A 24225-nucleotide genomic window follows, 5' to 3' on the forward strand; every position below is an offset into this window, starting at 1 on the left:
TGCTATAATAGCGGTATATGCAAGAACAAAATCGATATGCAGTCGGTATTGATGTCGGAACAACGATGATTCGTTGCGTGGTGGGACACGTCGATCCGGCGACCGGAACCCCTACGATCGTGGGAGTCGGACAAGCGCCAAACACAGGAATGAGAAAAGGAACAGTAGTAAATCTCGCCGGTCCAGCACATGCGATCGATGAGGCGCTTGGTGAGGCCGAACGAATGAGTGGTTACGAGGTAAACGATGCCACGATGAGTATTAATGGCTCGCACATACTTAGTACGAAAGCCGACGGTATGATTGCTGTCGGGATGGCAGATCATGAAATCAATAGTGAAGATTTACGACGCATCGAAGAAGTAGCTACAACAGGCAAGGTGCCCGCTAACCGCGAAATCCTAGAGGTTGTGCCGCATAGTTACATACTCGACGGCCAGACGGGCATAAAAGACCCTCTCGGTATGTCGGGTACTCGCCTAGAGATAGATGCAAATGTTATTTCGGCACTGAGTCCGTATGTTTCTAGTTTGCAAAAAGCAGCCGAAATGGCGACCGTCCACCCCAATGCCCTTGTCGTATCAGTGCTGGCGGCTGCCAAAGCATCGCTTGGTGAGCAACAGATTGAAAGCGGCGTGGCGGTTGTTGATATCGGCGGAGCCACGACCGGTGTAGCCGTATTTGAAGAGGGTGATCTACAATACGTTGGCATTATACCGATAGGTGGTGCCAATATTACTAATGATTTGGCGATTGGGCTCAAAGCTGATCCCGAGCTCGCTGAAAAAGTAAAAGTGACCCATGCGGTCGCTGTATCAAGAAAAGAAAACGAAGGTGTAAGTGTAAAACACGGCGGCGAAGTGATGTCGTTTTCGACCCAGGATATTGATGAGATTGTCGAAGCACGACTTGAAGAACTATTTGAGGCTGTCCAAAAGGAGTTGAAAAAGGCTGGTAGGGCGGGACAGTTGCCGAGCGGTGTTGTGCTAACTGGTGGAGGTGCCAAACTAAAAGGAATTGCGGAGTACGCAAAAGAACAATTAGGGTTAGCGGTGCGTGTCGGTAAACCCGGCGGGTTCGGAGGAGTGGCTGACCAAATAGAAGAGCCGCAGTTTGCGACAGCAGTTGGCTTGATGTTAGTGGATGTTGACGATGCGAATGTTCGGCAACCCACTACCGGTAAGCGCATAAATGGTGCCAAGGCAGTAAAGCAGGCATCAGGCATCCTCTCGAAACTGCTCAGTCGTTTTAAGGCGTAGTGACTGGCTTTTATCTGAACAATAATGGTATACTAGAACAAGATAGTTATTCGATCATGATCAAGGGGAGACGAGTAAATCATGCCTGAAGTAAAACCGAGTGAGATTCAGACTTTTGCGAGCATCAAGGTAGTTGGTGTGGGAGGAGCAGGAGGGTCTGCAGTAAATAGGATGAAAGACGCCGGATTGGTAGGCGTTCAATTTATTGCAATGAATACCGACGCTCAGGCACTTCATAATTCAAAAGCCGATGTAAAGATACATCTTGGACATAACACAACGAATGGTCTTGGTGCGGGTGCCGATCCTACTGTTGGTGAGGCGGCAGCACGAGAATCAGTGACAGAGATTCGTGATGCGCTCGAAGGGGCAGATATGGTGTTTGTCACCATAGGAGCAGGCGGTGGAACTGGTTCGGGTGCTGGTCATGTAGTAGCGGAAATTGCTCGAGAGCTAGGCATTTTGACAGTAGGAGTGGCAACAAAACCCTTTAGTTTTGAGGGAGAGAAACGACGGACAAATGCAGAGTGGGCAATTGCCCAACTTGGCAAACAAGTTGATACGCTGATAACCATTCCGAATGATCGTTTACTGCAAACGATTGATCGACGGACTCCTTTGCTCGAGACGTTTAAAATTGCAGATGACGTATTACGTCAGGGCGTTCAGGGTATCTCGGAATTGATCACAGAACACGGACTTATCAACCTTGACTTTGCTGACGTCAAGGCGATCATGAGTAACGCCGGTAGTGCACTCATGGGAATCGGACGAGCAAGCGGTGATGACCGTGCCGCACAGGCCGCTCAGCAGGCCATTGAAAGTCCGCTCATTGAAGTATCGATCGATGGTGCTAAGGGAGTACTCTTTAACGTCACCGGTGGCTATGACATGAGTATGAGTGAGATCCAGGAAGCTGCTGAGATTATCACGAGCGCCGTTAGCCCCGACGCGAATATCATCTTTGGTGCGACACTCAAGCCAGAGCTGGAGGATGAGCTTATTATTACGGTGATTGCAACAGGGTTTGATAGCGCCTACTATCATCAGCAAGCAACACCTTCGTTAGCTGGGTCATCTTTGTCTCAGGATGCAGCTCAGGATAATACTGTCGACGAAGCGGTAGGAAACATTGACATGAACTTGAACCACACGGATGCCGCCGAGCATTTTGCGAGCGATACCGATCACAATATATGGAATCAACCTCAAGAACAAGATGAGGATGATACACCAGCATTTTTGCGTCGACGAAAAAAACGTAAAGAAACAAAAGAATCGTAAGGGTACTCATACATATGGCATTGAATTTTAAGATTGGTGACAGCCGGGTCTTAGAATCGCGTGAATCCGCTGATGGAATTACTATTCGTCGACGTCGCGAAACAATGGATGGGAAGCACCGATTTACTACCTACGAGAGAATAGAACATCCAAATCTAGCTGTCATCAAAAAAGATGGTTCACGCGAATTATTTGATCGAGACAAATTGACAGGCGCCGTTACAAAGTCGGTTGGCAAGTTCCTGAAAGGACAAGAGGAAATTGCGGCGATTATTGATACTGTAGAGGAATCACTGTATGAGATGGGTGAGAGCGAAGTAACATCAAGGCAAATTGGTGAGCTGGTTCTCGATGAACTGGCTGAACGCAACGAAGTTGCCTACGTGCGATTTGCCAGTGTATTTCACAAGTTCAAAACGTTGAATGACTTCGTAAAGATACTTGAACAGCGCAAAAAAGACAGGAATTGATAATGAGAGTTGTGGTGGTTACAAAGCCAGAAACTGATTATGCACGGTCTGTCGAGATATTCTTGAATGATTTTAAGCGCCAGACGGGAAAAGAGGTTGAGATACTTGACCCCGATAGTTTAGCGGGTGGGACCTTTTGCCAATCCTACGACATCGTTGAATATCCGACAATTATCGCACTAAGTAATGATGGACAGGTCCAAAATAGCTGGCGAGGAACAGCGCTTCCAACGATTAGCGAGGTGAGTTACTATGTTTCACAAGATTAAAGATTATTTTACGCATGAAGACAAAAAACTTCGTGACGATCGATGGATTTTCCTTAGTATGCTGGTGGGTGCGATCGGTAGTCTCATTGCTGCATTTGTGTTGTCGGTAGAAGCAGTTGAACTTGCCAAAAATAGCCATGCGGTCCTCAGCTGCAACTTCAATGCGGTGCTTAACTGCGGAGCTGTCGGTGTTCATCCTTCTGCACACCTGTTTGGATTTCCCAACAGCTTTCTGGGATTGATTGCCGAACCAGTGGTGATCACGGTTGCGGTGGCAGGTCTCGCTGGTGTGAAATTTCCTCGACTCTTTATGTTTGTCGCGCAGATTTGCTATAGCTTAGGGCTGATATTTGCCCTCTGGCTGTTTGCGACGAGCTATTTTGTGATCGGAGCACTGTGTCCTTGGTGTCTGCTCGTGACAGCTACGACGCTATTTGTGTGGTTTGCTATCACTCGTTACAATATACGCGAGAATAACCTGTATCTTTCCCCGAGCGTATCGAAATGGGCTCACCGCTGGGTTGAAAAAAGTTATGATAAAGCGCTTCTCTTTACGCTTGTGTCTCTATTGGTAGGCGCAATCGTCGTTAAGTACGGAAATGCACTTTTTTAAGCAAAAGCTTTGTTTTTTACAACATATAGCGTACAGTGGAGGTATATCCATTTGCTTTAAGGAGGGCAAGTAATATGGCAAAAGCTAAAAAAACGGTAAATTATGAGAAGGCGTGGTATGCACTTGCGGCTGCCCGAGTCATGGTGGGATTTGTCTTTTTGTGGGCATTTCTCGACAAGACAATGGGACTTGGCTTTGCGACAAAGCATGGACAGGCATGGCTTGACGGTGTTTCGCCAACGATGGGTTTTCTGAAATTTGGTGTCAATGCGAAAGGACCATTTGTAGACTTTTTTCATAGTTTAGCGGGCAATGTTTTCGTTGACTGGTTGTTTATGCTTGGGTTACTAGGTATCGGCATGGCATTGATTCTTGGGATTGGCCTACGCGTTGCTGCAGTTGCGGGCACAACACTTCTCGTTATGATGTGGGCTGCCGAGTTACCGCTGGCGAATAACCCTGTTGTCGACGAACATCTCGTCTATGCAACGATGCTATGGGTGTTTGCCTTTGGTCCACGCAAATGGAGTTTGATTGACACGTGGCTTCAAACACCAGCTGCAAAGAACAATCCTTGGCTTTGGTAATAAGCCGAGAATATCCGTCACTAAAACATGGTCGAAAAACGGCCATGTTTTTATTTTGCGCCTGCTATTGTATACTAGTGGCAAGACGTTTGAGTGGTTATCAGCCGCGAGTCGCCAGAAGAACAGAGTTTTCCTAGTAGAACTGGCCGGTATCGACACGACAGATCGAACCAATAAAGCGCTAAAAAGAATCTCTTTTTGGAAACTGGATGGTACCTCCCGCAAGGGATCCAGTGACTAAAAAGGGATTTTTAATTTTAAGGAGATCTAGTCATGAAATTCAAATCTGGCACACGTCGAAGGGCACTAGAATACGAACGTGATTGGGTGGCGCGGTGGAAACAGGACAAAACGTTTGAAAAATCGATCGAGAACCGTCCAAAGGATAATAGCTATGTGTTTTATGATGGGCCGCCGTTTATTACCGGTGTTCCTCATACCGGTACGTTACTAGTTTCTGTCATTAAAGACGCGGTTCCACGCTATCAAACCATGAAGGGCAAGCGCGTTGAGCGCGTCTGGGGCTGGGATACTCATGGATTGCCGGCCGAACGGTACACAGAAAAGAAGCTCGGTATCAATTCTCGCGAAGAAGTGATTCAATACGGGATCGAGAAATATATCCTAGCGTGTCGTACGAACATGGTTCAGACTGGTAGTGAATGGGAAGACACAGTCGACCGTATCGGTCGTTGGGTGGATTTCAAGGGCGGGTATGCAACCATGGACAAGGATTACATGGAATCTGTCTGGTGGGCCTTCAAAGAGTTGTATGAAAAAGGCAAAATTTACGAAGGCGAAAAAGTGCTCATGTACTGCACGCTCGACGCCACACCACTCAGTAAAGCTGAGGTCACAATGGACGCCGGTGCCTACCAAGATGTAACAGACCCGAGCGTATATGTGAAATTTCAGCTAGAAGACGGTAGTACTCTGCTCGCATGGACAACAACTCCATGGACGCTTCCAGCTAACACTGCACTTGCTGTTAACGAAAAACTGATCTACGTTGAAGTATCTGTCGGTGATGATAAATTCATTCTGGCAAAGGAACTTCTGACGAAGGTCCTACAGAACGAGAAGCATCAACCCCTAGAATATAAAGTGATACGCGAGATGAAGGGGAAAGAACTTGTCGGTAAATCATACAAGCCACTACTTGGCATTGATCGCGGTGAAGGCGCACACAAAGTATGGTCTGCTGACTATGTCAGTCACGAAGATGGCACCGGCATCGTGCATATCGCGCCGGCATATGGCGAGGAAGACTTCGCGCTAGCGCGCGAGAAAAAGATTCCCGTCGTTCATACAATCGATGAAAATGGTGACTTTACCGAAGGAGACTGGAAAGGCCAGAACGTTTGGGAAGTTAACAAACAGATCGCAAAGGACTTGAAAGAGCGTGGCGTTGTCTGGACGATTGATTACATCCGTCACAGCTACCCGCATTGTCATCGTTGCGGCACGAAACTCATGTATCGAGCCCACCCAAGTTGGTTTATGGACATCGACGGACAACGTGAGAAGATGCTCGAGAAAAACAGTAAGATAAACTGGTTTCCAGCTCACGTAAAGTATGGTCGCTTTGCAAAAAATATTGAACAAGCTCCAGACTGGAATATTTCTCGTGACAGGTTTTGGGCTACGGCTATGCCGGTATGGAAAGGTGTCGATAAAGACGGCAAAGAGCACGTCAAAGTAGTCGGTAGCTATGCCGAGCTCAAGGAATTGTCCGGCGTAGAACTCGATGACTATCACCGGCCATGGGTTGATGACGTTACGTTTGAGTTAGATGGTGTGTCGTACGCTCGGGTCGACAAGGTTATGGACAGCTGGTTCGAAGCAGGAAGTATGCCGTTCGCACAGTTTCACTATCCGTTTGAGAACAAAGAAAAATTTGAGGCGAACTTCCCTGGGGACTTCATAGTTGAATATATAGCACAAACGCGGGCCTGGTTCTACTACATGCATGCTCTGAACGTTGCTCTCTTTGGTGAGAACTCATTTAAAAACGTTATCGTAACTGGTACGTTGGCCGGAAACGATGGTCGCAAGATGAGCAAAAGTTATGGGAATTATACCGATACAAATGAGTTGATGGACAAGTTTTCGGCTGACTCATTACGTTACCTATTGTTATCGAGCCCACTCCTCAGTGGGGAAGATTTTGCACTCCAAGACAAAGAAGTGGGTGACGTGGCGCGCAAACTCAGCATGATATGGAATATGTATGACTTCTTCACTATGTACGCAGAAGTAGATGGCTGGGAGTTCGAGGGTGAGATCAGTGATCCGCTCGAATCGCTTAAAAATCCACTCGATATATGGATTGTGAGCCGCTTGCATCAGCTCGTGGCGGAAGTAGAGAAGCATATGGATGGTTACAATTTGCCCGATGCCATGAGTCCGATCTTACCGTTTATCGACGATGCGAGTAACTGGTATGTGCGCCGCTCACGACGACGTTTTTGGAAGACCGAAGACGATGGTGACAAAAACGATGCCTATCGGACGCTGCATTATGTGCTCGTGCGCCTGGCGTATGTACTCGCACCGTTTACACCCTTCTTAGCCGAGGAGCTGTATCACAATTTGACGGGTGATGATGAATCAATTCATCTCAAAGATTGGCTGCCGGCTGGTCGTGTCGACGATGCAGTGATGAATGACATGGATGTGACGCGTGACTACGTCAACCAAGGGCTAAGTTCGCGTGCTAAAGCAGGTATCAAAGTACGTCAGCCGCTCCAAAGCATAACGGTGCCAGGTCGTCGTGACTATGTCGAGTTTGAGAGTATTCTGCAAGAAGAACTTAATGTCAAAGAAGTGAAAATCGGCAAGGAACTATTGCTCGACGAGACGATCACGCCAGAACTGAAGCGTGAAGGTCTGATGCGTGAAGTCGTGCGCCACGTGCAAGCTGCTCGTAAAGACGCTGGTCTCAATGTTGATGATAGGATACGGCTATCATTTGCAACAAGTGACGATGAGCTTAGTAGAGCGATTTATGAATTTCGAGACGCTATCGCTGAGGAAGTGCTCCAAATTGAGCCATCGAGTAGTTCGGGACAGTATGCCCACACAAGTAATGTAAAAATTGATGGGTGTGATCTGGAAATCACACTAGAAAAAGCATAGGAGAGTATGGAGCCTATCATTATCGATACACGAGAGCCGTTTGAATACGCGGCTAGTCATGTCGAAGGATCGATCAATATCTCGCCGAGCGAGTTTATGCAAGGCGGGGTGCCAGAAAAGCTGCGCGATGTACCAAAAGATAAGCAGATCATTTTGTACTGTCGTAGTGGCCAGCGGAGCAACACGTGCAGCATGATATTACGGCAGTATGGATTTACAAACCTTGTAAATGGTGTCAATGAGGGGCGGGTAAGAGCACTTCTGAAGCAGTCCTAAAGAGCTAGCGATGTGTTAGCTCTTGACTTTATATAGCTTTTATGCTTATAATGGGTATAGGCAATTCTAATAAACACCGTTATATGTTAAAAATCCACCACTCACACAATCCATTCTTCTCACCATCTGCTGCAACGCCAAGCTTGAGGTTGTCACCGGTTGAGCCCGATACGGATGAGCTTATACAAGATATTGAACACGAGCATGAAAATAATGAGGCATGGCAGCTCGAGAGAGATCTGGATGCCAGTGATCTTGATACGTTTTGGAGCGGCGTTGAGCAGGACCTCAAAAAAGATCCCACATGGTTTGATTTTACTCAAGATTAGCGCATACTAAAGGTATGGTTACAAAAGCAATTATCCCCGTTGCGGGATGGGGCACGCGTCGTTTGCCTATCACAAAGTCAATCGAAAAATGCATGCTGCCTGTCGGTAATCGGCCGGTAGTCGATTTTATCGTGCAGGATTGTATAGAGGCTGGCATTACCGACATCTATTTTGTAGTGAGTGAGCATAGTGAACAGGTAAGGGACTACTATCGTTCAAATATCGATCTTAACGACTATCTAAAAAGAACTGGCAAGACCGATTTGCTTGACATGGTGCGACCTCCCAGAGTAAGTCTGCACTATGTGGTTCAGTCGAGCTATGGGAAGTATGGGACGGCGATTCCTCCGAGCCTTGTATTTCGTGAGCTCGCCGAAGGAGAATCGGTCGTTATTGTGGGCGGTGATGATTTCATCTATAACCCCGGAGGAACATCTGCTGTAAAACGGCTTATCGACGCGGCAGAGGGGGTCGACGGGGCGCTCTATGGTGCCAGGGTTGAGGGCGATATTAGCCGCTACGGCGTGCTGGCACTGGACGGAACACTCTGTAAGGGTATAGTTGAGAAGCCGACACCTGGTAGCGAACCAAGTAGGCTGATAAACATCAGTCAGTACGTATTGTCATATGAAGCAATGAGGATAATTTATGACTATGCAAAAACCGAGCAATCCGGCGAATACTACATCACTGACGTCGTGAACGAATATATCGTCAATGGGGGCAAATTGCGAGCTGTTGAGATCGAGGGCACCTATTTGGATTGCGGAACAGTTGAGGGTTGGCTGGCGGCGAACCGTATTGTTATGGGTGACTCTTGAAAAACAATCCCGTATCTGTTACAATCATTATCTGAGTTAGTAATCAAAAAGGAAATTACATGAAAGCAGTCGTGAAGATCGCTGGCAAGCAGTATATTGTCAGCGAAAAAGAGACCCTCATGGTGGACCTCCTCCCTGAAGGCACAAAAGAGCTCGATCTCGACGCACTTCTCGTGATTGATGGCGACAAAACAACTATTGGCACGCCGCTCATCAAGGGAGTGAAAGTAAAAGCGAAGGTCGTTGAGCCAAAAGTTGGCGGCGAGAAACTCCGCATTATCCGCTACAAGAGCAAAAAACGCGTGAATACCCAGACGGGACACCGTCAAAAGTATACCAAGATTGAGATACTCTCAATAAAATAAGAAATAGCGGCCTCCGAAAAGGAGGTCGTTTTTTTATCCTACCCATGCACCGATATAGAAAAAGACAATGTTGGTGACAAGCAACAGAAATGAAGAAGCACCGATACCAACAAGTAATGGCCTAGAGATACGGTGGCGAAAAAGTGCAAGACCGAGAAATAGCGGGAAAATAGAGAGAATGTAGCGATTGATGCTCATCATTGAGCCAGCGCTTAGAGTGAGAACAAACGGTGCAAGGCAATATAACAGCCAGCGCCAGCCAAGTGTTTTGTAGGTTGCTATACAGAGAAAGCTATAGACGGCAAGGTACCAGACGTCGCGAATATCTGAATGAAGGAACATGTTTGAAATGTAGTTGGATGAAAACTTGCCCCAGATGGTTTGGGCATGAATGAAAGCGAGGGCATCGCCGCGCGTGATGAATTGAAATACCATAAAGGCGAGCATTCCGAGTGGTGCCATAATGAGCGGAATGAGTTTGCGGTATTCAATAGGTTGACGCAAGACAATACGCCGACGTCGGACACTGATAAGCTCAAGGAAAAAGAAAATAACAAGACAGATACCCTGGACGCGGGTTGCGGTTGCCAGTGCCGCGAGAAGTCCCGCGAGAGCGTAGCGATGTTGCCTATACGAAAGCAGGCTCCCTGCAATGAGCAGCATGAATAAACTCTCAGTATAGCCAGTTGCAAGGAAAAATGATGTAGGGAAAAGCACTAACCCCATAAGCATAAACTTGGGGGCGGCACTATCACGAATGCGGGCATGTCGAAGCTCGGCAATTGCCCAGTAGTACAACACAACGACTAGCGTGAGAGCACTCATCCAGTCAATAATGAGGAGAGACCAATCAATTGGTATGCCACTTATAACGCTAAGACCGTGCGTGATCATTGGATAAAAGGGAAAAAAGGCAATACGTGCTCGCGCAGGACTTGTGGGTGTGCTGGCGTCGTAGCCAGACGTAGCGATATTGTAGTAATGTTCGCTGTCATAGTACAAGATATTGTTGAGCGGTGGGGAAAATGCGGCCAGTCGGTAGTCATGAGTGGGGTAACGGCGGAGATAGTCACCCCTTGACCATGTGCCAAGTACTGTTACTGCCACTAAAAAACAGGCCATGGTAACAATAAGCACGACCCAAGGATGACTTGACCAGAGTAAAGACAGCCTTTGTTTTGCGCTACGCATTGAGTATTACTATACCGTGGTGATTTGCTGGTGACAATGCGCTTATTTTTGACCAGGCATCATGGTATAATTGTACTAGCGAAAGAGAGGGAAAACGCACAGCGTGGTAACGGTGATTTCGGTGACGAATCAAAAAGGTGGGGTTGGTAAAACAACAACTGCTATCAATACGGCGTATTATCTTGCAAAAATGGGCAAGTCGACGCTCTTGATTGACTTTGACCCGCAGGGAAATGCAACCAGCGGTCTTGGTATTGATAAGCAATCGCTGACGGGGACAATGAACGACGTCATCTTGGAGACAAAGAAGTTAGTCGATGTCATTGTACCCACTGAGCAGGCACGGTTATTTTTGGCACCCTCTACCCCCGAGTTAGCAAATGCAGAAGTTGAATTGGCGCAGGCCAATCGTCGCTTTAGCCGGCTAAAAAATGCTATTGAAAACGGTCCTGCCTATGATTTCATTATCATTGATAGCCCTCCCAGCCTTAGTTTGTTGACGGTTAATGGGTTGATCGCCGCACGCTATGTACTTTTACCGGTACAGGCTGAATTTTATGCACTCGAGGGACTAAGCCAGCTGCTTGAGACGATGAAACTTGTGCGTAAAAGTATGAACCCAACGCTCGACCTACTAGGTGTATTGCCAACAATGGTAGATAGTCGAACGTCATTGTCAACACAGGTACTTGCCGAGATCACGAAACATTTTCCGGGGAAAGTCTTCAAAACTGTTATTCCGCGCAACGTGCGACTCGCTGAAGCCCCAAGTCATGGAGTTGCGATCGGGTCCTATGATCGATTTAGTAAAGGAGCTCGCGCCTACAAAGCAGTGACAAAGGAGGTGATTGAACGTGTCAGCTAAAAAAACGGGGTTAGGGAGAAGTTTTAACTCTCTCATCCCCACGGAATTTTTTGATGAGTCGTTTGATCCTACCGCCGATCAAGATGACAGAGTCAGTGATCTTCGCTACATACGGCTCGAGGAAATTACGCCCGATCCTGATCAGCCAAGGCGAACATTTGATGAATTGTCACTGAGTGAACTCACTACCTCAATTCGTGATTACGGCGTACTGCAGCCGATCGTCGTAAGGCCCCATCAGGGCAACTATATGATTGTTGCCGGAGAGCGACGATTTCGAGCAGCAAAACTAGCTGGTCTTACTAAGATACCGGCGTTGGTCCGGACACTCTCCAACCAACACAAATTGGAGCTTTCGCTGATTGAAAATCTACAGCGCAGTGATCTTAATCCGCTCGAGACCGCGACAGCTTACTTGAAATTGCGCGATCAATTTAATTTGACGTTAGACCAAATCGGAGAGCGTGTGGGAGGCAAGTCGGTGAGTACGATTAGCAATACGCTTCGATTGTTGCGGCTTCCTGCAATGGTACGTGAAGCGCTCGCCGATGGACGTTTGAGCGAAGGCAGGGCAAGACCTCTTGTCAACCTCGATGAAGCCACAATCGAAAGTATTTTGCCGCGGATGATCGCCGAAGACTGGAGTGCCCGTATGACTGAGCAATATATCTCTCGGCTAAAAAGCCACAATAGGGTGACTTCCGGGCCAGCAGCTTCAGGAGCTGAAACAGTAGCATCACTTGATGCTGCGGCCTCTCGGTTGCAGAAGCGATTTAAGGTGCCGGTGAAGATAAAAGCGACGCCAAGGGGAGCGGGTTCAATAACCATAGCGTTCAAAAATCATAATGAGTTTAAGCGCCTTACTGAATTATTGGATAGCTCTAGTCACTAGTAAAACGTAATAGAAGTCAGAGGCCAAATTCGTGCCGAAACTGGCCCGATGACATCAAAGAGAGGAATTGTTCCTAGCCCACTACGTGAATCGTAAGAATAATTACCTTGGCGATGATCACCACAGACAAATAGCGTCCCATCCGGTACAGTCATATCGACCTCACCACTCGTGGGGGATCCCGGTCCCTTTGTTGCATCATCGGGGCGAAAGCCGTCAGTGTGAGCGGCATTATAGACAGTAACCACACCATCCTTAACGGTAACGCGCTCTCCTGCAAAAGCGATGACGCGCTTTACAATATACTCGTCTGGCTCACCCGCGACATAACGAGGATTTTTGAACACAATAATTTGTCCTCGCTCTGGTGTGTAGGGCTGGTTCTTTAGCTGGGCCATCGTAACAGGGATGCGATTGACAATCAACCTGTCGCCTGTATACATCGTTGATTCCATGCTTGGTCCTAAGACGCTGAAACTTCGGAAGACAAAGGCATTGATAAGAATAGTACCAATGGCAACGAGAAGGATAAATATACCAAATTGAAATGCATCTTTGATTCGGGGGTGTCGTGTAAGATAATTGGCTTCCATCAACTCCTTACTATACAACATAGGGGGGTAAATATAACCTCAAAACATAGACAGTTTTATTTCTTTTTACCTCTCAATCCGCTATAGTAGAGGGAGTTTATGGTCAAAAAACCTTCTGTTGACGGCTTTATTCCACGACGCTCGCCTGGGGCAATAGGCGAGTATCATCAGGGGTATACCCCAGTTTTGCCAGCGCCGGTCAGCGAAGCATCTGGTCTGAAGCGGGCGGAGACTAAGAGTGCGCCAGTATTGGCTGCGAGCGGTCAAGCATTGAGTCGCGCGGACGTCGATGAGTCACTTAGGCAAATTGACGAGTCGTCAGTAGTAGAGATTGCAGAAAAAAGGCATAAGCGTTTCCGACGACGAACCGCTAAGCGGCCCGTGTCTTCTCGACGCAAACTCGTGAAGTGGCTAGTGATTGCTGTTATCACCACGATGGTGGTGTTTGCCGGCTGGTTTGGTGTCAAAGTGCTCCTCGCAGGTCATGCAGTATTTAAAGGAGATTTTTTCGGTATATTGCAACAGAGAGAACTAAAACAGGATGCTAATGGACGTAGTAATGTATTGATTGTCGGTACGTCTGAAGATGATCCGGGGCATCAAGGCGCAACTCTGACAGATTCAATCATGATTCTCAGCATTGATCAAAAAAATAAGAACGCTTATATGATCAGTATCCCTAGGGACATGGAGGTACGATATGGACGTTCGTGCGTCGGAACGGGTAACAATGCGGGTAAAATAAACGCATTCTTTGCTTGTTCAAATGATGATTTCAGTTCAGATTCCGCCGAGACCGAGCGTCAGAACGAGGCGCGTAAGTTCTTTGGCGATATCGTCGGGCTGGATATTCAGTACAGTGTACATGTCAACTACAGTGTGATGCGTGATCTTGTGGGAGCGCTGGGTGGTATTACTGTGACCATTGAGAGCCGCGATCCACGTGGGCAGATGGATGCAAACTTCGACTGGAAATGTAGAGGTGGTAACGCCTATGCGAGCTTGGCAACGATGAAGAAAAATTGCCCGCCCAACGGCCATTTTATTGATTATCCAAATGGGCCGGTGACGCTCGATGCTGAACACGCTCTGTATCTTGCACAGGCACGTGGTGATGTCGAAAACTATGGTTTTGAGATGTCAAACTTTGATCGTGAGAAAAATCAGCAAAAAATTATTGTTGCAATCAAAGAGAAGGCCATGAGCAGCGGCACTCTGACTGACATTGGAAAAGTCATGGGTATTATCGACGCAATTGGAAAAAATTTGCGTACCAACTTTGACACTAGCGAGATCAGGACCTTGACCTCACTTGCAAAAGACATTCCGTCATCAAGCGTCCAAAGTATTAGCCTCATCGACAATCAATTGGTTGATCCTTCCGGCCAGCCGAGAGCGGGCTTATATAATTTCTCAAAAATACAAGCGTTTCTCAAGAAAAGGTTGAGCACCGATCCACTACTTGCCGAAGGCGCGCAAGTGACGGTTCTTAACGGGTCAGGAGTGACAGGTGCCGCTCAGAAACAAGTCGATACTCTAGCAGACATAGGGATAGACGCGACGGCAGGGAATGCGCCGTCGGGAGAGTATTCGGCAAACATCATTTATCAACTAACCGATAAAAAGCCCGCAACTGCCAAAAAATTAACTGAGCTCTACGGAGTAACACCAGTCACAACCGCGCCTCCAGTGACGGTCAGTGAAGGCGTGGACTTTGTCATCATTTTGGCACCTCCCACTAAGTCAGCTACTCCGTAGATTCGTGATATAATAAGCTTCACATATGGATTTGCTCAAGTCACATAAGCGTCGTTCGCGGATAAGTGAAGTCCTCTATATTACTCTCAATATTGGCCTGGCGCTGTCACTGTTTGTCGTGGTTCTTTCCGTCCAATCAACTTGGCTAGCATATCTTTTGGTGCTACTAAGCAAATGGCGTGCTCTTGCTGTGCGTCCGAGATTTTGGTTTGCCAATCTTGTCGCCAATCTCGTCGACATTATTGTCGGGTTAGCGGTTGTGACGCTTATGTACGCTGCATCGGGTATCGTACCGCTCCAGGCTGCGTTGGCAGTTATCTACAGCGTGTGGCTACTTTTTATTAAGCCTCGCTCGAGTAAATTATACGTTGCAATCCAGGCAGCAGCAGCCGTCTTTTTTGGAGTCACGGCTCTTTCGCTCGTTGCCTATGCCCCACACTCGACCATATTTGTCGCTGGTATGTGGCTGATAGGCTATTCGTCGGCACGTCACGTACTGGGTAGTTATGAAGAGAACATGACGGTGCTCTATAGTCTTATTGCCGGGCTCATGTTTGCCGAACTGGGATGGCTAGGATATCACTGGCTATTTGCTTATACGCTTCCTGGATTTGGACAAATAAAATTATCCCAACTTGCTATCCTGACGACTCTCTACTGTTTTGTTGCAGAACGTGCCTATGCAAGTTACCATCGACACGGCGTCGTCAAAACACGCGACATCCTGATGCCCACGCTGCTCGCACTCAGTATCACGATAGTTTTGGTGATATTTTATAACGATGTAAGTGCTATAAAGTCAGTATAGTCACTGTGCACGCCGAAAGGCGAGACAAAATCCATCGGTTTTAAGATGGTCAAGGTTCCGTGAAACTGCGCGAGCGATGATCTGAGGGTGTTGGCGCGGATCAGCTTCGAGAATAAGGATCGATCCCACCTGTGTTACTCTGGGAAGTTGATCAAATAGTTCGTATATCAGCGCCAACCCACCTTCATCGGCGAAGAGAGCTTCTGGTGGTTCTGCATCAGTTTCGGGAGAGCACTGCCAGGAGTGATCAACATAAGGGAGATTGGCAATTACGTACCGGTAGTTCATTGAATCAACTGAGTGAAGCAGGTCGGAACGTATGCACGTAACGTTTGCAGCGAGGAGGCGAGCGTTTTCTTCGGCAATGCGTAAGGCATGATGACTATTGTCACTGAGTGTCACCTCAAGATGCGGGTATTCAAGACAGGCAGTAATACCCAGGCAGCCACTCCCGGTGCCAATATCGATGAGCTTGGCAGGGTTGGTAGTGACGTATTCTCCTAATAACTGAATGATTGTCTCGGATTCGGGTCGCGGAATTAATGTCGCGGGTGTTACTTTAAACAGTCTTCCGTAAAACTCCTTATGGCCAATAATGTAGGCAATCGGTGTGCGATCGAGCCGAAGGTCAAGGCGTGCATTGGCGATATTGAGTTCTCTCAAAGAGAGGAAGTTATGCGCATGGGCGTGCAAAAAAGTTCGGGATTTTCGGAGGGTATGCGAAAGAATGATCTCGGCATCGAGCAGGGCACTCGTGATACCAATATCAGCAAGTTGCTCAGCAGCATCCCGAAGCCAGTGGTTGATGGTAGTGTGTTTATCGAGAACAAAGGTCATAACACCTTGATTGTAGCACGAATCACTAGACACTATGGCGCTCATGTATTACACTCTTAGTAGTTAATTGATCATCAATAAAGGAGATTACGTCTATGTCACAAGATCAACCGCATCATCAAGGAGACCACGCTCCAGCTCAACCGCCGGTGGTAGAGCAACCACCAATGCAACAACCAGTAAATCCTTATTTTGCTCAGTCTCAAGGAGCTCCCGTGCAGTATATTGTTGCAAGTCAGTCACTCAAAGGTATTGGCGGCTGGCTTCTCTTTTGGGTAATTATCCTTGGCTTAGCGGGAGTGGGCTATATTACGCTATTCTTTGCTGCACTTACGAATCTTGATTCGCCAAGTGCTATAGTGATGGCGATTTTTGCGCCATTCTTGGCAATAACTGCTCTTGGAGCTGTGGTCTCTATCTCAATGCAAAAGAAGCTTGGTAAACTCGCAGCTATGGCTTATATCGGTGTGGCGGTGCTCTATAGTGTTATCAATGCGATTGTTTCGTTTGCTGCCGGCACAGGTGGTAGCAGCTCGAACATCGCTACTCTCATGGGTAGCATTGTTGGCACAATCGTCTTTGGCGGATTGATGATCCTCTACTTTATTCAGTCGAGGCGCGTCAAAGAAACACTCGTCAACTAAGAGACGCGGAAAGTACGAATAAAAACGGGCTATGGTCACGGAGTAGTCCGTTTTTTAACCCTTACTATTAGCTTGTGCAGCTAACAACTCACGTTCGTATGCTTGCAGATGCTCAATGAGATCATCGATGTCGCCATTCATGGCGCCAGTGATATTGCTCCGGCTGTAGCCGATTCGATGGTCAGTGATGCGATCTTGGGGGAAGTTGTAGGTACGAATCTTTTCACTTCGGTCGCCCGTACCGACGAGGCTACGGCGCTCAGCAGTCAATTTTGCCTGTTCCTCATCTATTTTAATTTGGAGGAGGCGACTACGGAGAACACTCATGGCCTTTTCTTTATTTTTGATTTGTGATTTCTCATCTTGGTTGGTAACTACCATACCAGTAGGTAAGTGCGTGATGCGCACGGCGCTGTCGGTAGTATTGACGCTTTGGCCGCCGTGGCCGCCACTTCTAAACACATCGATTCGGAGATCGTTGGGGCCAATCTCAACATCAGCTTCCTCTGCCTCGGGGAGGACGGCAACGGTGACCGTGCTGGTATGGATACGGCCCTGACTTTCTGTGACTGGTACGCGCTGAACACGGTGGACACCACCCTCGAACTTGAGCTTTGCATAGGGGGCATCACCCTTAATCATGATAATCACTTCTTTATAACCGCCGGACTCGTTAGCACTCTCGCTCATGAGCTCGGTTTTGTAGCCATGGGTTTCACACCAACGCAGGTACATCCGGTAGAGTTCTGCAGCAAACAGGCCTGCCTCGTCACCACCGGCACCAGCGCGAATCTCAACGATGATATTTTTTTCATCGTTTGGGTCTTTTGGGGTCAGCATGATAAATAAGTCGTTTTCAATGACTTCGAGATTGTGCTCGATCTCTACCACTTCAGATTTTGCTAAGTCGGCTAATTCGTCCGATCCTTGAGAGAGCTCCTTTGCCTCGAGAAGATTTCTTGTGAGATGCTCGCGCTCACTTGCTTTTGCGATGATAGCATCAAGTTCGCTAAACCGTTTGTTTTTGGCAGTATACTCTGGATCGGCATAGGCATTTGGTTGCGCCAGAAAATTAGCAAGAGACTGTTTCTCAGCTTTTAGGTCGGCCAAATTGAGGTTGATAGTGGGCATGTCTTACCTCATTATACAAAAAGAGATTGTGTCGGAGCACAATCTCCCTAGTATTATATTGTTATTTTTCGGTTTTTTGGGCTTTGCGAGCGTTTTGCTTCTTGGCTTTGGCGGCCATTTGATGACGCAATTCCTCGGCAGCCTTTCGGCGAGCTTCAAATCGGTCGACGCGGCCTTCGGTATCGATAATCTTTTCCTCACCAGTAAAGAATGGGTGAGAGGCAGACGATACGTGGACTTTTATAAGAGGATACTCGTTGCCATCTTCCCATTTGATCGTCTCAGAACTCTGAGCAGTCGAACGGGTGAGAAAGCTAAAGCCTGCTTGTTCGTCGCTAAATACGACCAGGCGATAATCTTGTGGGTGAATACTGCTTTTCATATCCGTACCATCGTAGCAGAAAAGTCTCTCCGTGTCAAAGGGTGCGCCTCTGTACCAAAGCATAACAAGTATGCTATGATGTGGAGGAAGAGAAAGTAAACATAAACATGCCGGTAGAGCAGGAGATTGGAACACACGAAGCAGCGACGCAGATGGATGCGATTGTTGCTGGCGTGCGCGAACACCATGATCTGAATGAGACAGTGCAATTTGATGATAGTGACCCTTTGGGTGAAGAAAACGTCCAGTCTTTGACACACCACCTGGAAATGATGCTCGAGGCGGTAGAAGATTTTGGTTCGTACCGAGATGGTGATTATGTCGATGAGGAGTTTGTGCAATATGTCATACAGGGCGGATACTCGATTGAAGCAGCATCCGGGCTTATCGATGCGATCCGGAGGTGCGAAGTTGCCTTCTCTGAGGAAAATCAAGGCGAAGCAACACAGCTTCTGCGCGTTGTCGAGGCAATCCCTTCCGAGTTACTACAGGAGATATACACAGCTGATCCTGACAACAAGGCAAACCCTATAACTGCATTACTGAATAGTATTCCGCTGGATGGCAGTCATGCAGCGCAGCTTTTGCGTATTCTCGACAAGTGTCAGGATGAAGATATGTCAACGGTTGACGCATTGACGTACCCTGAGTATATGAGGCTATTTGCTGCGATGGAGTCAAATGAGCGCGATTTTGAGCTGGCGCGCATTCCGTCTCATCCCGAGAGTACTTCATATGAAGCAATCGCTGATTTCAATCAGAGGGTTGTTAATCGTGTCTATTGGTTGATGGGTGAGCAACTTGGCCTTCCTATGCATATCGTTGACGCTTATATTGCAAATGCGCGTTTCCGCCATACTCACCTCATGCCTAACGGGTCGGAGTTACTAACGGCGTTTGAGGGTGACCGGATAGCCGATGATATCTATGGCATCGCGGCATGTGTCGAAGCGGTAGGTATCGATGACTTTAAGCGACTCGATGAGGCGTTTACTCTGGAAACTCCTGAGATCTATCGCCCAGAAGATTTACGCATCATGCGCGGCATACTCGATGGCGATGAAATGATACTCGAGGAACTGAGAAGGGGCGATCTGACGGTCGTATTCTTCGATGCAAGGGGTGACACAAAGAGCGTTATCGTTGACTCAGTAAGAGCATACCGTAAAACTTCGGGGAGAGTTCTATTTTTTGAGATGTCCGGGGCTGAAACAGTAAAAGCGCGTAAGAAACAACTCGTAGAAAGAGGCCTTCACCCAAGTACCGTGGTATTTGACAGTCATGGCTCGCCGGGCTCAATAGAGGGTAATCGTGGAAAAAGTCGGTATCGAATCGTAAGTGAGCGGCGGGCAATGCGAACAAGGCGTGATGTTTTTGTGGGAGATATAGTGGATCAATTATTGAGTGATGGGTTTATGCAACCAGGTCGAGGTATTGATGACTCCAGTGGGGCGTCTGGAGCAGTTGAGATATTCTTTAGTGCATGCAGTACTGATCAAGAGGTCGATAGAGGTGTGGGTAGCACTCGCGCTAGGAGTGTCGCACAAGCTGCAATAGATGCTACGATTGGTAACCAAAATAGGGTGCTCGTCTATGGAAGCCGTGCACCAATGCATCTTCTATGGGGCAATGGCAGGATACGTTATATTGATGACGATCACCATAATGGTACTGGTGAGGATAGGTCAGTAATGACGCGGTATACCTTCGATCCAGATCGTTTCGCGGATGAAGGAATAGTATTTGAATATATTGATGGAGTAGTACATGACAGGAGAGCAGCATGAGTGAGATCCCTGGTGATGTGAAGCCCATTATCGGCGTAATCGAAAGACCGATCGATTACCGCGAGGAGTATGAGCTTCTCGCTCAACTATTAGCGCAAGTTCTCTATGAGTATCGGCAAGGACGTCCAAGTGATGGCTTCGATACGTTAATGCGTGAGGATGGAGGTCGTCTCCAGGTTGTTTCCCCGAGTCAACAAAAGCTTCGCATCAATGTGATGGAGAATGATCAAGAAACAGGAGAAGAAATCACTGAGACAATGCACGCGGATATGATGGGGAACGAGACAGTGGTCAGTCACGGTGTTTCATCAGATAAGGATGGCGTGCTGAGCGATCTCGCGCCACTTCGCTATGATGCCTATGGATGCGAGGTACTGACTGACATGATCGAGTATCTCTTTGTCATCCAGGCAGCGAGACGCCGATCGCCATAAGGGGTAGACAAAAGAAATCATATCTGATACCCTGAGAGGGTATATTAGTTTAACGAAACAACTCTGCACGGATATCCTGAGTATAGGTGTGTAGAGTGAAGGGAGTAAGGATATCATGGCCGTAGAGGTTGATATCAAGGCTTTGCTCGAAGCCGGTGTTCATTTCGGACACAAAACGAGTCGTTGGCACCCAAAGATGGCGCCATACATCCATAGCAAACGGCAAGACAGTCATATCATTGACCTGACAAAGACCGTCGATGCGCTTGAAAAAGCGCTGCCATTCATCACAAAAGTTGTCGCGAGTGGTAAGCCAGTCCTCTTTGTAGGGACAAAAAAACAAGCAAAGGAAGCAGTAAAAGCAGCCGCCGAATCATGTGGTCAACCATACGTTACTGAACGTTGGGTTGGCGGCATGCTGACCAATGTCACGACGACAAACGCCCAGATAAAGAAACTACGTGATCTCGAACGCCGGATGCTAAATGGTGATCTCGAAAAGCGCTACAACAAACTTGAGGTTCAGCGATATCAAGAAGAGATTGATTCTCTGAATGTGAAGTATAGCGGCATCAAAGAGCTTAGTGGAAAACCCGGCGCAGTCATCGTGATAGATACACTTGTTGATGCGAATGCAATTCGTGAAGCAAATAACCTGCATATTCCTGTTGTTGGCGTGGTTGATACCAATGCTGATCCGAGTGCTGTATCGTATGCCATTCCTGGTAACGATGATGCGATAAAAGGCACACAACTATTGCTTGATTATTTTGTCGCGGCAGTACGAGAGGCTGGTGTTGCCAAGAAAGAGGCAGCATAGTATGTCTGTAACGATTGAGGATATCAAAAAGCTCAAAGAGCTGACAGGAGTTGGTCTCACTGATGCCAAGCAAGCGCTTGTTGAGGCGGATGGCAATTTCGACAAAGCGCTGGAGGCGATGCGCAAAAAAGGTCTCACAAAAGCTGAGAAAAAAGGTGATCGTGAGACGCGAGAAGGCTTGATTGAGAGCTATGTTCATTCTGGACGAATCGGCGTTATCGTAGAGGTGAATTGTGAAACCGACTTTGTGGCTCGGCTTCCCGAGTTCAAAGAGTTCGCTCACCAGATTGCTATGCAAATTGCTGCTATGAATCCGACGTATGCCACAATGGAAGATATCCCTGGTGACGTGCTTGAGGCCAAGAAGCATGAATTACTTGAGAGCGAGAGTCTCAAAAGCAAACCCGAGGCCATGCGTGAGCAAATTGTCGATGGGCAGCTCAAAAAACATTTTGCAGAGCAAGTTCTCAGTGAGCAGACATTTGTGCTCGATGACACCAAGACAGTTGGCGAGCGAGTAAAAGAGCAAATCGCTTTGTCAGGTGAAAACATCCGCATTAGTCAGTTCAAACGTATCGAACTCGGCGTAACTGAATAGTAGCATTGCTAGTCTACTCACACGTGTCCATCCCTCGCGCCGAGTTTGATTGGTGCGGTATTATAAACTATATCTATGTACGAACGCTACCAACCTCACTTCGAAAACGAGTCTCACAAAGATTTTGAGTACGATGAATCTGGTAATGAGGTTGATCTGAGGCAAGAGGCCGAAGTCTTTTCTGACCACGAGAGAATTGATAACGGTCGTGATAGTGATATCAAAACACAACTAGCAAAGCTCCGTGAGAGCTTAAGCGAGGATAGCGACGGAATTATTCACCTTGTAATCCCGGCGTATACCTATGACTTTAGTGAAAATCCTTTTGTGGGATTAGGGACGCATCGTACCAAAACCTATGAAATATCGCGCTATATCGACGTAGTGTTTTTGCACCGCTTTATGTATCAAGACATTATTGTCTGTGGTTTACAGTCAAGACAGTTTGTGGATGAGGGCAGTAGGGCATCTTTTGTCAAAAAAATGCGTGAGACGGGTGGAATACCGATCGACACTCGCGAACATCGGTCGTTTGATATCCTGGGCATGGAGTTTTGTCCCTATGTTGAGTACCATTCCACAGACGCTTTTTTCAAACTGTATCACACCGTTATGCCACGCGTTGCGGATCGACCACACTATCCGCTCGATGTTTGGTTGATTTTTGATGCAAACGCCTACCAGGAAGTGGAGGGCGCAAGTGACTTTCGGCGGGCGTTTCGTCTGAAAAGTGGTTACGATCGTCGCGCTAGTTTACTCGGCATAGCGCAGATCAACTAAGCATTTGCTATAATAAGTGAAGTATAACTTGAGAGGAAGCAATGTTTGATACAGATATCTATGAGCTAAAGATGGAAGGTGCTTTCGAGCATTTTACAGATGAATTAAGCAAGATCCGTACCGGTCGAGCTCATCCTGGTATGCTCGACGGCATAAAGGTAATGGCCTATGGTGTCGAAGTGCCCCTCAACCAAGTAGCAAATGTTACCGCCCCCGAGGCGCAATTGTTGCAGATTACGCCATTTGATCCTGCAAATCTCCAACATATTGCGACCGCGATCAGGAACGATCAAGGTCTAGGGCTCAATCCGAGTGATGATGGTCGTGTCGTACGCGTCCCCGTACCAGCACTGACCGAGGAGCGCCGCAAGCTGCTCGTCAAGCAAGCGGGTGAAAAAAGCGAAGAGGCGAGAATTGGTCTGCGTACGATTCGTCAGGATGGCATCAAGGATGCTCGCCAAAAAAAGGATGCCAAGGAGCTTTCCGAGGACGACCTGAAGCGTGTTGAGAAAGAGTTTGACAGATTGATGAGTGTTTATCAGCAAAAAATTGACGAGGCATGCAAAACGAAGGAAAAGGAAATCCTTACAATCTAATATGCCGAGCTCCCTTCCTACTCATATAGGCTATATCGTTGATGGTAATCGACGCTGGGCCAAGCAACGCGGCCTTTCTGCCTCGGAGGGTCACGCTGCTGGCTATGAGGTTGTAAAAACTATTATTATCGACACCATCAAACGAGGTGTCCCGTATGTGAGCGCGTATATATTTAGTACCGAAAACTGGCAACGAAGCCCCATCGAGGTTAACTTCTTAATGAAGCTTATTGTGCGAGTGCTGACCGATGATCTACATATCTTTATCGAAAATAATATTCGACTTAGGATAGCGGGATCAAAAAAACGGCTGACGAAGGGGGTCTTGCGAGCTATTGAGGAGGCTGAACAACAAACGAAGCATTTGACTGGCGGGCAAGCCATCATCTGTCTCAATTACGGTGGACATCAGGAACTTGCTGATGCATTTGAAGCGATGCGAGACCACGTCGGCGACCAAGTCATTACACCGGACGTCATCGAGAAATTTCTGTATACACCAGACGTACCGGCATGTGATTTAATAGTTCGAACAAGCGGTGAACAGCGGCTCAGTGGCTATATGTTATGGCGCTCGACTTATAGTGAGCTGTTATTTCTCAAAAAGCACTGGCCGGACATGACAACAAAAGACGTTAGCAGTATACTAAAGGAATACGAACGCCGCGAACGACGGCATGGATCATAGGAGGGGATTG

At 47.5% G+C, this 24225-nt stretch carries 28 protein-coding genes; 23 read left to right on the top strand and 5 right to left on the bottom strand.

Features of this window, described 5'->3' with window-relative positions:
• Positions 1-17 precede the first annotated feature (17 nt).
• From ftsA to rplU, 11 genes are all read left to right on the top strand, one after another.
• Complete coding sequence (gene ftsA / locus L336_RS03710; protein ID WP_015641873.1) at positions 18-1259, top strand: cell division protein FtsA; 1242 nt, start codon at positions 18-20, stop codon at positions 1257-1259.
• Between the two features lie 81 nt (positions 1260-1340).
• On the top strand, positions 1341-2543 hold the full coding sequence (gene ftsZ, locus L336_RS03715) for a cell division protein FtsZ (protein ID WP_015641874.1): 1203 nt from the start codon (positions 1341-1343) through the stop codon (positions 2541-2543).
• A gap of 14 nt (positions 2544-2557) precedes the next feature.
• Positions 2558-3013 (top strand): transcriptional regulator NrdR, encoded by a 456-nt coding sequence (gene nrdR, locus L336_RS03720; protein WP_015641875.1) that lies wholly within the window; start codon positions 2558-2560, stop codon positions 3011-3013.
• Positions 3014-3015: 2 nt separating this feature from the next.
• The gene (locus L336_RS03725; protein ID WP_015641876.1) at positions 3016-3282 is read left to right on the top strand and encodes a hypothetical protein; all 267 of its coding nucleotides are present in this window, start codon (positions 3016-3018) and stop codon (positions 3280-3282) included.
• Complete coding sequence (locus tag L336_RS03730; RefSeq protein ID WP_015641877.1) at positions 3266-3895, top strand: vitamin K epoxide reductase family protein; 630 nt, start codon at positions 3266-3268, stop codon at positions 3893-3895. The genes L336_RS03725 and L336_RS03730 overlap by 17 nt, the downstream gene beginning before the upstream one ends.
• A 74-nt stretch (positions 3896-3969) precedes the next feature.
• Positions 3970-4482 (top strand): DoxX family membrane protein, encoded by a 513-nt coding sequence (locus L336_RS03735; RefSeq protein WP_015641878.1) that lies wholly within the window; start codon positions 3970-3972, stop codon positions 4480-4482.
• 273 nt (positions 4483-4755) lie between these two features.
• Positions 4756-7620 carry an isoleucine--tRNA ligase gene (gene ileS, locus L336_RS03740; protein WP_015641879.1) on the top strand — a complete coding sequence of 955 codons (2865 nt, stop codon included), beginning with the start codon at positions 4756-4758 and terminating at the stop codon, positions 7618-7620.
• A 6-nt stretch (positions 7621-7626) separates the two neighbouring features.
• Positions 7627-7896 carry a rhodanese-like domain-containing protein gene (locus L336_RS03745; RefSeq protein ID WP_015641880.1) on the top strand — a complete coding sequence of 90 codons (270 nt, stop codon included), beginning with the start codon at positions 7627-7629 and terminating at the stop codon, positions 7894-7896.
• Between the two features lie 83 nt (positions 7897-7979).
• Complete coding sequence (locus tag L336_RS03750; protein WP_041191325.1) at positions 7980-8225, top strand: hypothetical protein; 246 nt, start codon at positions 7980-7982, stop codon at positions 8223-8225.
• A gap of 14 nt (positions 8226-8239) precedes the next feature.
• Complete coding sequence (locus tag L336_RS03755; protein ID WP_015641882.1) at positions 8240-9046, top strand: sugar phosphate nucleotidyltransferase; 807 nt, start codon at positions 8240-8242, stop codon at positions 9044-9046.
• Positions 9047-9105: 59 nt separating this feature from the next.
• Positions 9106-9411, top strand: coding sequence for a 50S ribosomal protein L21 (rplU, locus tag L336_RS03760; protein WP_015641883.1), 306 nt, complete (start codon positions 9106-9108; stop codon positions 9409-9411).
• 33 nt (positions 9412-9444) lie between these two features.
• On the opposite strand, the gene L336_RS03765 is transcribed toward rplU, so the two are convergent.
• Positions 9445-10518, bottom strand: coding sequence for a mannosyltransferase family protein (locus tag L336_RS03765; protein WP_160142766.1), 1074 nt, complete (start codon positions 10516-10518; stop codon positions 9445-9447).
• 187 nt (positions 10519-10705) lie between these two features.
• Between L336_RS03765 and L336_RS03770 the strand changes: the two genes are divergently transcribed.
• Complete coding sequence (locus tag L336_RS03770; RefSeq protein WP_015641885.1) at positions 10706-11467, top strand: ParA family protein; 762 nt, start codon at positions 10706-10708, stop codon at positions 11465-11467.
• Positions 11457-12359 carry a ParB/RepB/Spo0J family partition protein gene (locus L336_RS03775; protein ID WP_015641886.1) on the top strand — a complete coding sequence of 301 codons (903 nt, stop codon included), beginning with the start codon at positions 11457-11459 and terminating at the stop codon, positions 12357-12359. The genes L336_RS03770 and L336_RS03775 overlap by 11 nt, the downstream gene beginning before the upstream one ends.
• On the opposite strand, the gene lepB is transcribed toward L336_RS03775, so the two are convergent.
• Complete coding sequence (lepB, locus tag L336_RS03780; RefSeq protein ID WP_015641887.1) at positions 12356-12973, bottom strand: signal peptidase I; 618 nt, start codon at positions 12971-12973, stop codon at positions 12356-12358. The two genes, L336_RS03775 and lepB, sit on opposite strands and share 4 nt — an antisense overlap.
• Before the next feature lie 78 nt (positions 12974-13051).
• Between lepB and L336_RS03785 the strand changes: the two genes are divergently transcribed.
• Positions 13052-14710 carry an LCP family protein gene (locus L336_RS03785; RefSeq protein WP_015641888.1) on the top strand — a complete coding sequence of 553 codons (1659 nt, stop codon included), beginning with the start codon at positions 13052-13054 and terminating at the stop codon, positions 14708-14710.
• 25 nt (positions 14711-14735) lie between these two features.
• On the top strand, positions 14736-15518 hold the full coding sequence (locus L336_RS03790) for a hypothetical protein (RefSeq protein ID WP_015641889.1): 783 nt from the start codon (positions 14736-14738) through the stop codon (positions 15516-15518).
• On the opposite strand, the gene L336_RS03795 is transcribed toward L336_RS03790, so the two are convergent.
• Positions 15519-16355 carry a N5-glutamine methyltransferase family protein gene (locus tag L336_RS03795; RefSeq protein ID WP_237738777.1) on the bottom strand — a complete coding sequence of 279 codons (837 nt, stop codon included), beginning with the start codon at positions 16353-16355 and terminating at the stop codon, positions 15519-15521.
• A gap of 95 nt (positions 16356-16450) precedes the next feature.
• Here L336_RS03795 and L336_RS03800 point away from each other — a divergent pair, with 95 nt between their 5' ends.
• On the top strand, positions 16451-16999 hold the full coding sequence (locus L336_RS03800; RefSeq protein ID WP_015641891.1) for a membrane protein of unknown function: 549 nt from the start codon (positions 16451-16453) through the stop codon (positions 16997-16999).
• Positions 17000-17053: 54 nt separating this feature from the next.
• Here L336_RS03800 and prfA read toward each other — a convergent pair whose 3' ends face one another.
• Positions 17054-18130, bottom strand: coding sequence for a peptide chain release factor 1 (gene prfA / locus L336_RS03805; RefSeq protein ID WP_015641892.1), 1077 nt, complete (start codon positions 18128-18130; stop codon positions 17054-17056).
• A gap of 61 nt (positions 18131-18191) precedes the next feature.
• Positions 18192-18512, bottom strand: a complete 321-nt coding sequence (locus L336_RS03810) for a type B 50S ribosomal protein L31 (RefSeq protein WP_041191326.1) — start codon at positions 18510-18512, stop codon at positions 18192-18194.
• 107 nt (positions 18513-18619) lie between these two features.
• Here L336_RS03810 and L336_RS03815 point away from each other — a divergent pair, with 107 nt between their 5' ends.
• The 7 genes from L336_RS03815 (at position 18620) to uppS (ending at position 24215) form a co-directional block, all read left to right on the top strand.
• The gene (locus L336_RS03815; protein WP_015641894.1) at positions 18620-20299 is read left to right on the top strand and encodes a hypothetical protein; all 1680 of its coding nucleotides are present in this window, start codon (positions 18620-18622) and stop codon (positions 20297-20299) included.
• The gene (locus L336_RS03820) at positions 20296-20733 is read left to right on the top strand and encodes a hypothetical protein (RefSeq protein ID WP_015641895.1); all 438 of its coding nucleotides are present in this window, start codon (positions 20296-20298) and stop codon (positions 20731-20733) included. The genes L336_RS03815 and L336_RS03820 overlap by 4 nt, the downstream gene beginning before the upstream one ends.
• A gap of 115 nt (positions 20734-20848) precedes the next feature.
• On the top strand, positions 20849-21553 hold the full coding sequence (gene rpsB / locus L336_RS03825) for a 30S ribosomal protein S2 (protein WP_015641897.1): 705 nt from the start codon (positions 20849-20851) through the stop codon (positions 21551-21553).
• A gap of 1 nt (position 21554) precedes the next feature.
• Positions 21555-22151 carry an elongation factor Ts gene (tsf, locus tag L336_RS03830; protein ID WP_015641898.1) on the top strand — a complete coding sequence of 199 codons (597 nt, stop codon included), beginning with the start codon at positions 21555-21557 and terminating at the stop codon, positions 22149-22151.
• Positions 22152-22226: 75 nt separating this feature from the next.
• Complete coding sequence (locus L336_RS03835; protein WP_015641899.1) at positions 22227-22931, top strand: hypothetical protein; 705 nt, start codon at positions 22227-22229, stop codon at positions 22929-22931.
• Positions 22932-22972: 41 nt separating this feature from the next.
• Positions 22973-23527 carry a ribosome recycling factor gene (gene frr, locus L336_RS03840; RefSeq protein WP_015641900.1) on the top strand — a complete coding sequence of 185 codons (555 nt, stop codon included), beginning with the start codon at positions 22973-22975 and terminating at the stop codon, positions 23525-23527.
• A 1-nt stretch (position 23528) separates the two neighbouring features.
• Positions 23529-24215, top strand: a complete 687-nt coding sequence (gene uppS / locus L336_RS03845; RefSeq protein ID WP_015641901.1) for a polyprenyl diphosphate synthase — start codon at positions 23529-23531, stop codon at positions 24213-24215.
• Positions 24216-24225: the final 10 nt, after the last annotated feature.

This window comes from Candidatus Saccharimonas aalborgensis, from assembly GCF_000392435.1.
In the GTDB taxonomy this organism is placed as follows: domain Bacteria; phylum Patescibacteriota; class Saccharimonadia; order Saccharimonadales; family Saccharimonadaceae; genus Saccharimonas; species Saccharimonas aalborgensis.

What these genes read in the sequence shown, in the direction of transcription:
- L336_RS03750 (WP_041191325.1), top strand. Translation starts at nt 7,980, where the DNA reads ATGTTAAAAATCCACCACTCACACAATCCATTCTTCTCACCATCTGCT.
- ftsA (WP_015641873.1), top strand. Translation starts at nt 18, where the DNA reads ATGCAAGAACAAAATCGATATGCAGTCGGTATTGATGTCGGAACAACG.
- L336_RS03795 (WP_237738777.1), bottom strand. Translation starts at nt 16,355, where the DNA reads ATGACCTTTGTTCTCGATAAACACACTACCATCAACCACTGGCTTCGG.
- L336_RS03810 (WP_041191326.1), bottom strand. Translation starts at nt 18,512, where the DNA reads ATGAAAAGCAGTATTCACCCACAAGATTATCGCCTGGTCGTATTTAGC.
- tsf (WP_015641898.1), top strand. Translation starts at nt 21,555, where the DNA reads ATGTCTGTAACGATTGAGGATATCAAAAAGCTCAAAGAGCTGACAGGA.
- lepB (WP_015641887.1), bottom strand. Translation starts at nt 12,973, where the DNA reads ATGTTGTATAGTAAGGAGTTGATGGAAGCCAATTATCTTACACGACAC.
- frr (WP_015641900.1), top strand. Translation starts at nt 22,973, where the DNA reads ATGTTTGATACAGATATCTATGAGCTAAAGATGGAAGGTGCTTTCGAG.
- L336_RS03725 (WP_015641876.1), top strand. Translation starts at nt 3,016, where the DNA reads ATGAGAGTTGTGGTGGTTACAAAGCCAGAAACTGATTATGCACGGTCT.
- ftsZ (WP_015641874.1), top strand. Translation starts at nt 1,341, where the DNA reads ATGCCTGAAGTAAAACCGAGTGAGATTCAGACTTTTGCGAGCATCAAG.
- uppS (WP_015641901.1), top strand. Translation starts at nt 23,529, where the DNA reads ATGCCGAGCTCCCTTCCTACTCATATAGGCTATATCGTTGATGGTAAT.
- L336_RS03790 (WP_015641889.1), top strand. Translation starts at nt 14,736, where the DNA reads ATGGATTTGCTCAAGTCACATAAGCGTCGTTCGCGGATAAGTGAAGTC.
- L336_RS03755 (WP_015641882.1), top strand. Translation starts at nt 8,240, where the DNA reads ATGGTTACAAAAGCAATTATCCCCGTTGCGGGATGGGGCACGCGTCGT.
- L336_RS03730 (WP_015641877.1), top strand. Translation starts at nt 3,266, where the DNA reads ATGTTTCACAAGATTAAAGATTATTTTACGCATGAAGACAAAAAACTT.
- L336_RS03735 (WP_015641878.1), top strand. Translation starts at nt 3,970, where the DNA reads ATGGCAAAAGCTAAAAAAACGGTAAATTATGAGAAGGCGTGGTATGCA.
- L336_RS03835 (WP_015641899.1), top strand. Translation starts at nt 22,227, where the DNA reads ATGTACGAACGCTACCAACCTCACTTCGAAAACGAGTCTCACAAAGAT.
- prfA (WP_015641892.1), bottom strand. Translation starts at nt 18,130, where the DNA reads ATGCCCACTATCAACCTCAATTTGGCCGACCTAAAAGCTGAGAAACAG.
- L336_RS03815 (WP_015641894.1), top strand. Translation starts at nt 18,620, where the DNA reads ATGCCGGTAGAGCAGGAGATTGGAACACACGAAGCAGCGACGCAGATG.
- rpsB (WP_015641897.1), top strand. Translation starts at nt 20,849, where the DNA reads ATGGCCGTAGAGGTTGATATCAAGGCTTTGCTCGAAGCCGGTGTTCAT.
- nrdR (WP_015641875.1), top strand. Translation starts at nt 2,558, where the DNA reads ATGGCATTGAATTTTAAGATTGGTGACAGCCGGGTCTTAGAATCGCGT.
- L336_RS03745 (WP_015641880.1), top strand. Translation starts at nt 7,627, where the DNA reads ATGGAGCCTATCATTATCGATACACGAGAGCCGTTTGAATACGCGGCT.
- ileS (WP_015641879.1), top strand. Translation starts at nt 4,756, where the DNA reads ATGAAATTCAAATCTGGCACACGTCGAAGGGCACTAGAATACGAACGT.
- rplU (WP_015641883.1), top strand. Translation starts at nt 9,106, where the DNA reads ATGAAAGCAGTCGTGAAGATCGCTGGCAAGCAGTATATTGTCAGCGAA.
- L336_RS03785 (WP_015641888.1), top strand. Translation starts at nt 13,052, where the DNA reads ATGGTCAAAAAACCTTCTGTTGACGGCTTTATTCCACGACGCTCGCCT.
- L336_RS03820 (WP_015641895.1), top strand. Translation starts at nt 20,296, where the DNA reads ATGAGTGAGATCCCTGGTGATGTGAAGCCCATTATCGGCGTAATCGAA.
- L336_RS03800 (WP_015641891.1), top strand. Translation starts at nt 16,451, where the DNA reads ATGTCACAAGATCAACCGCATCATCAAGGAGACCACGCTCCAGCTCAA.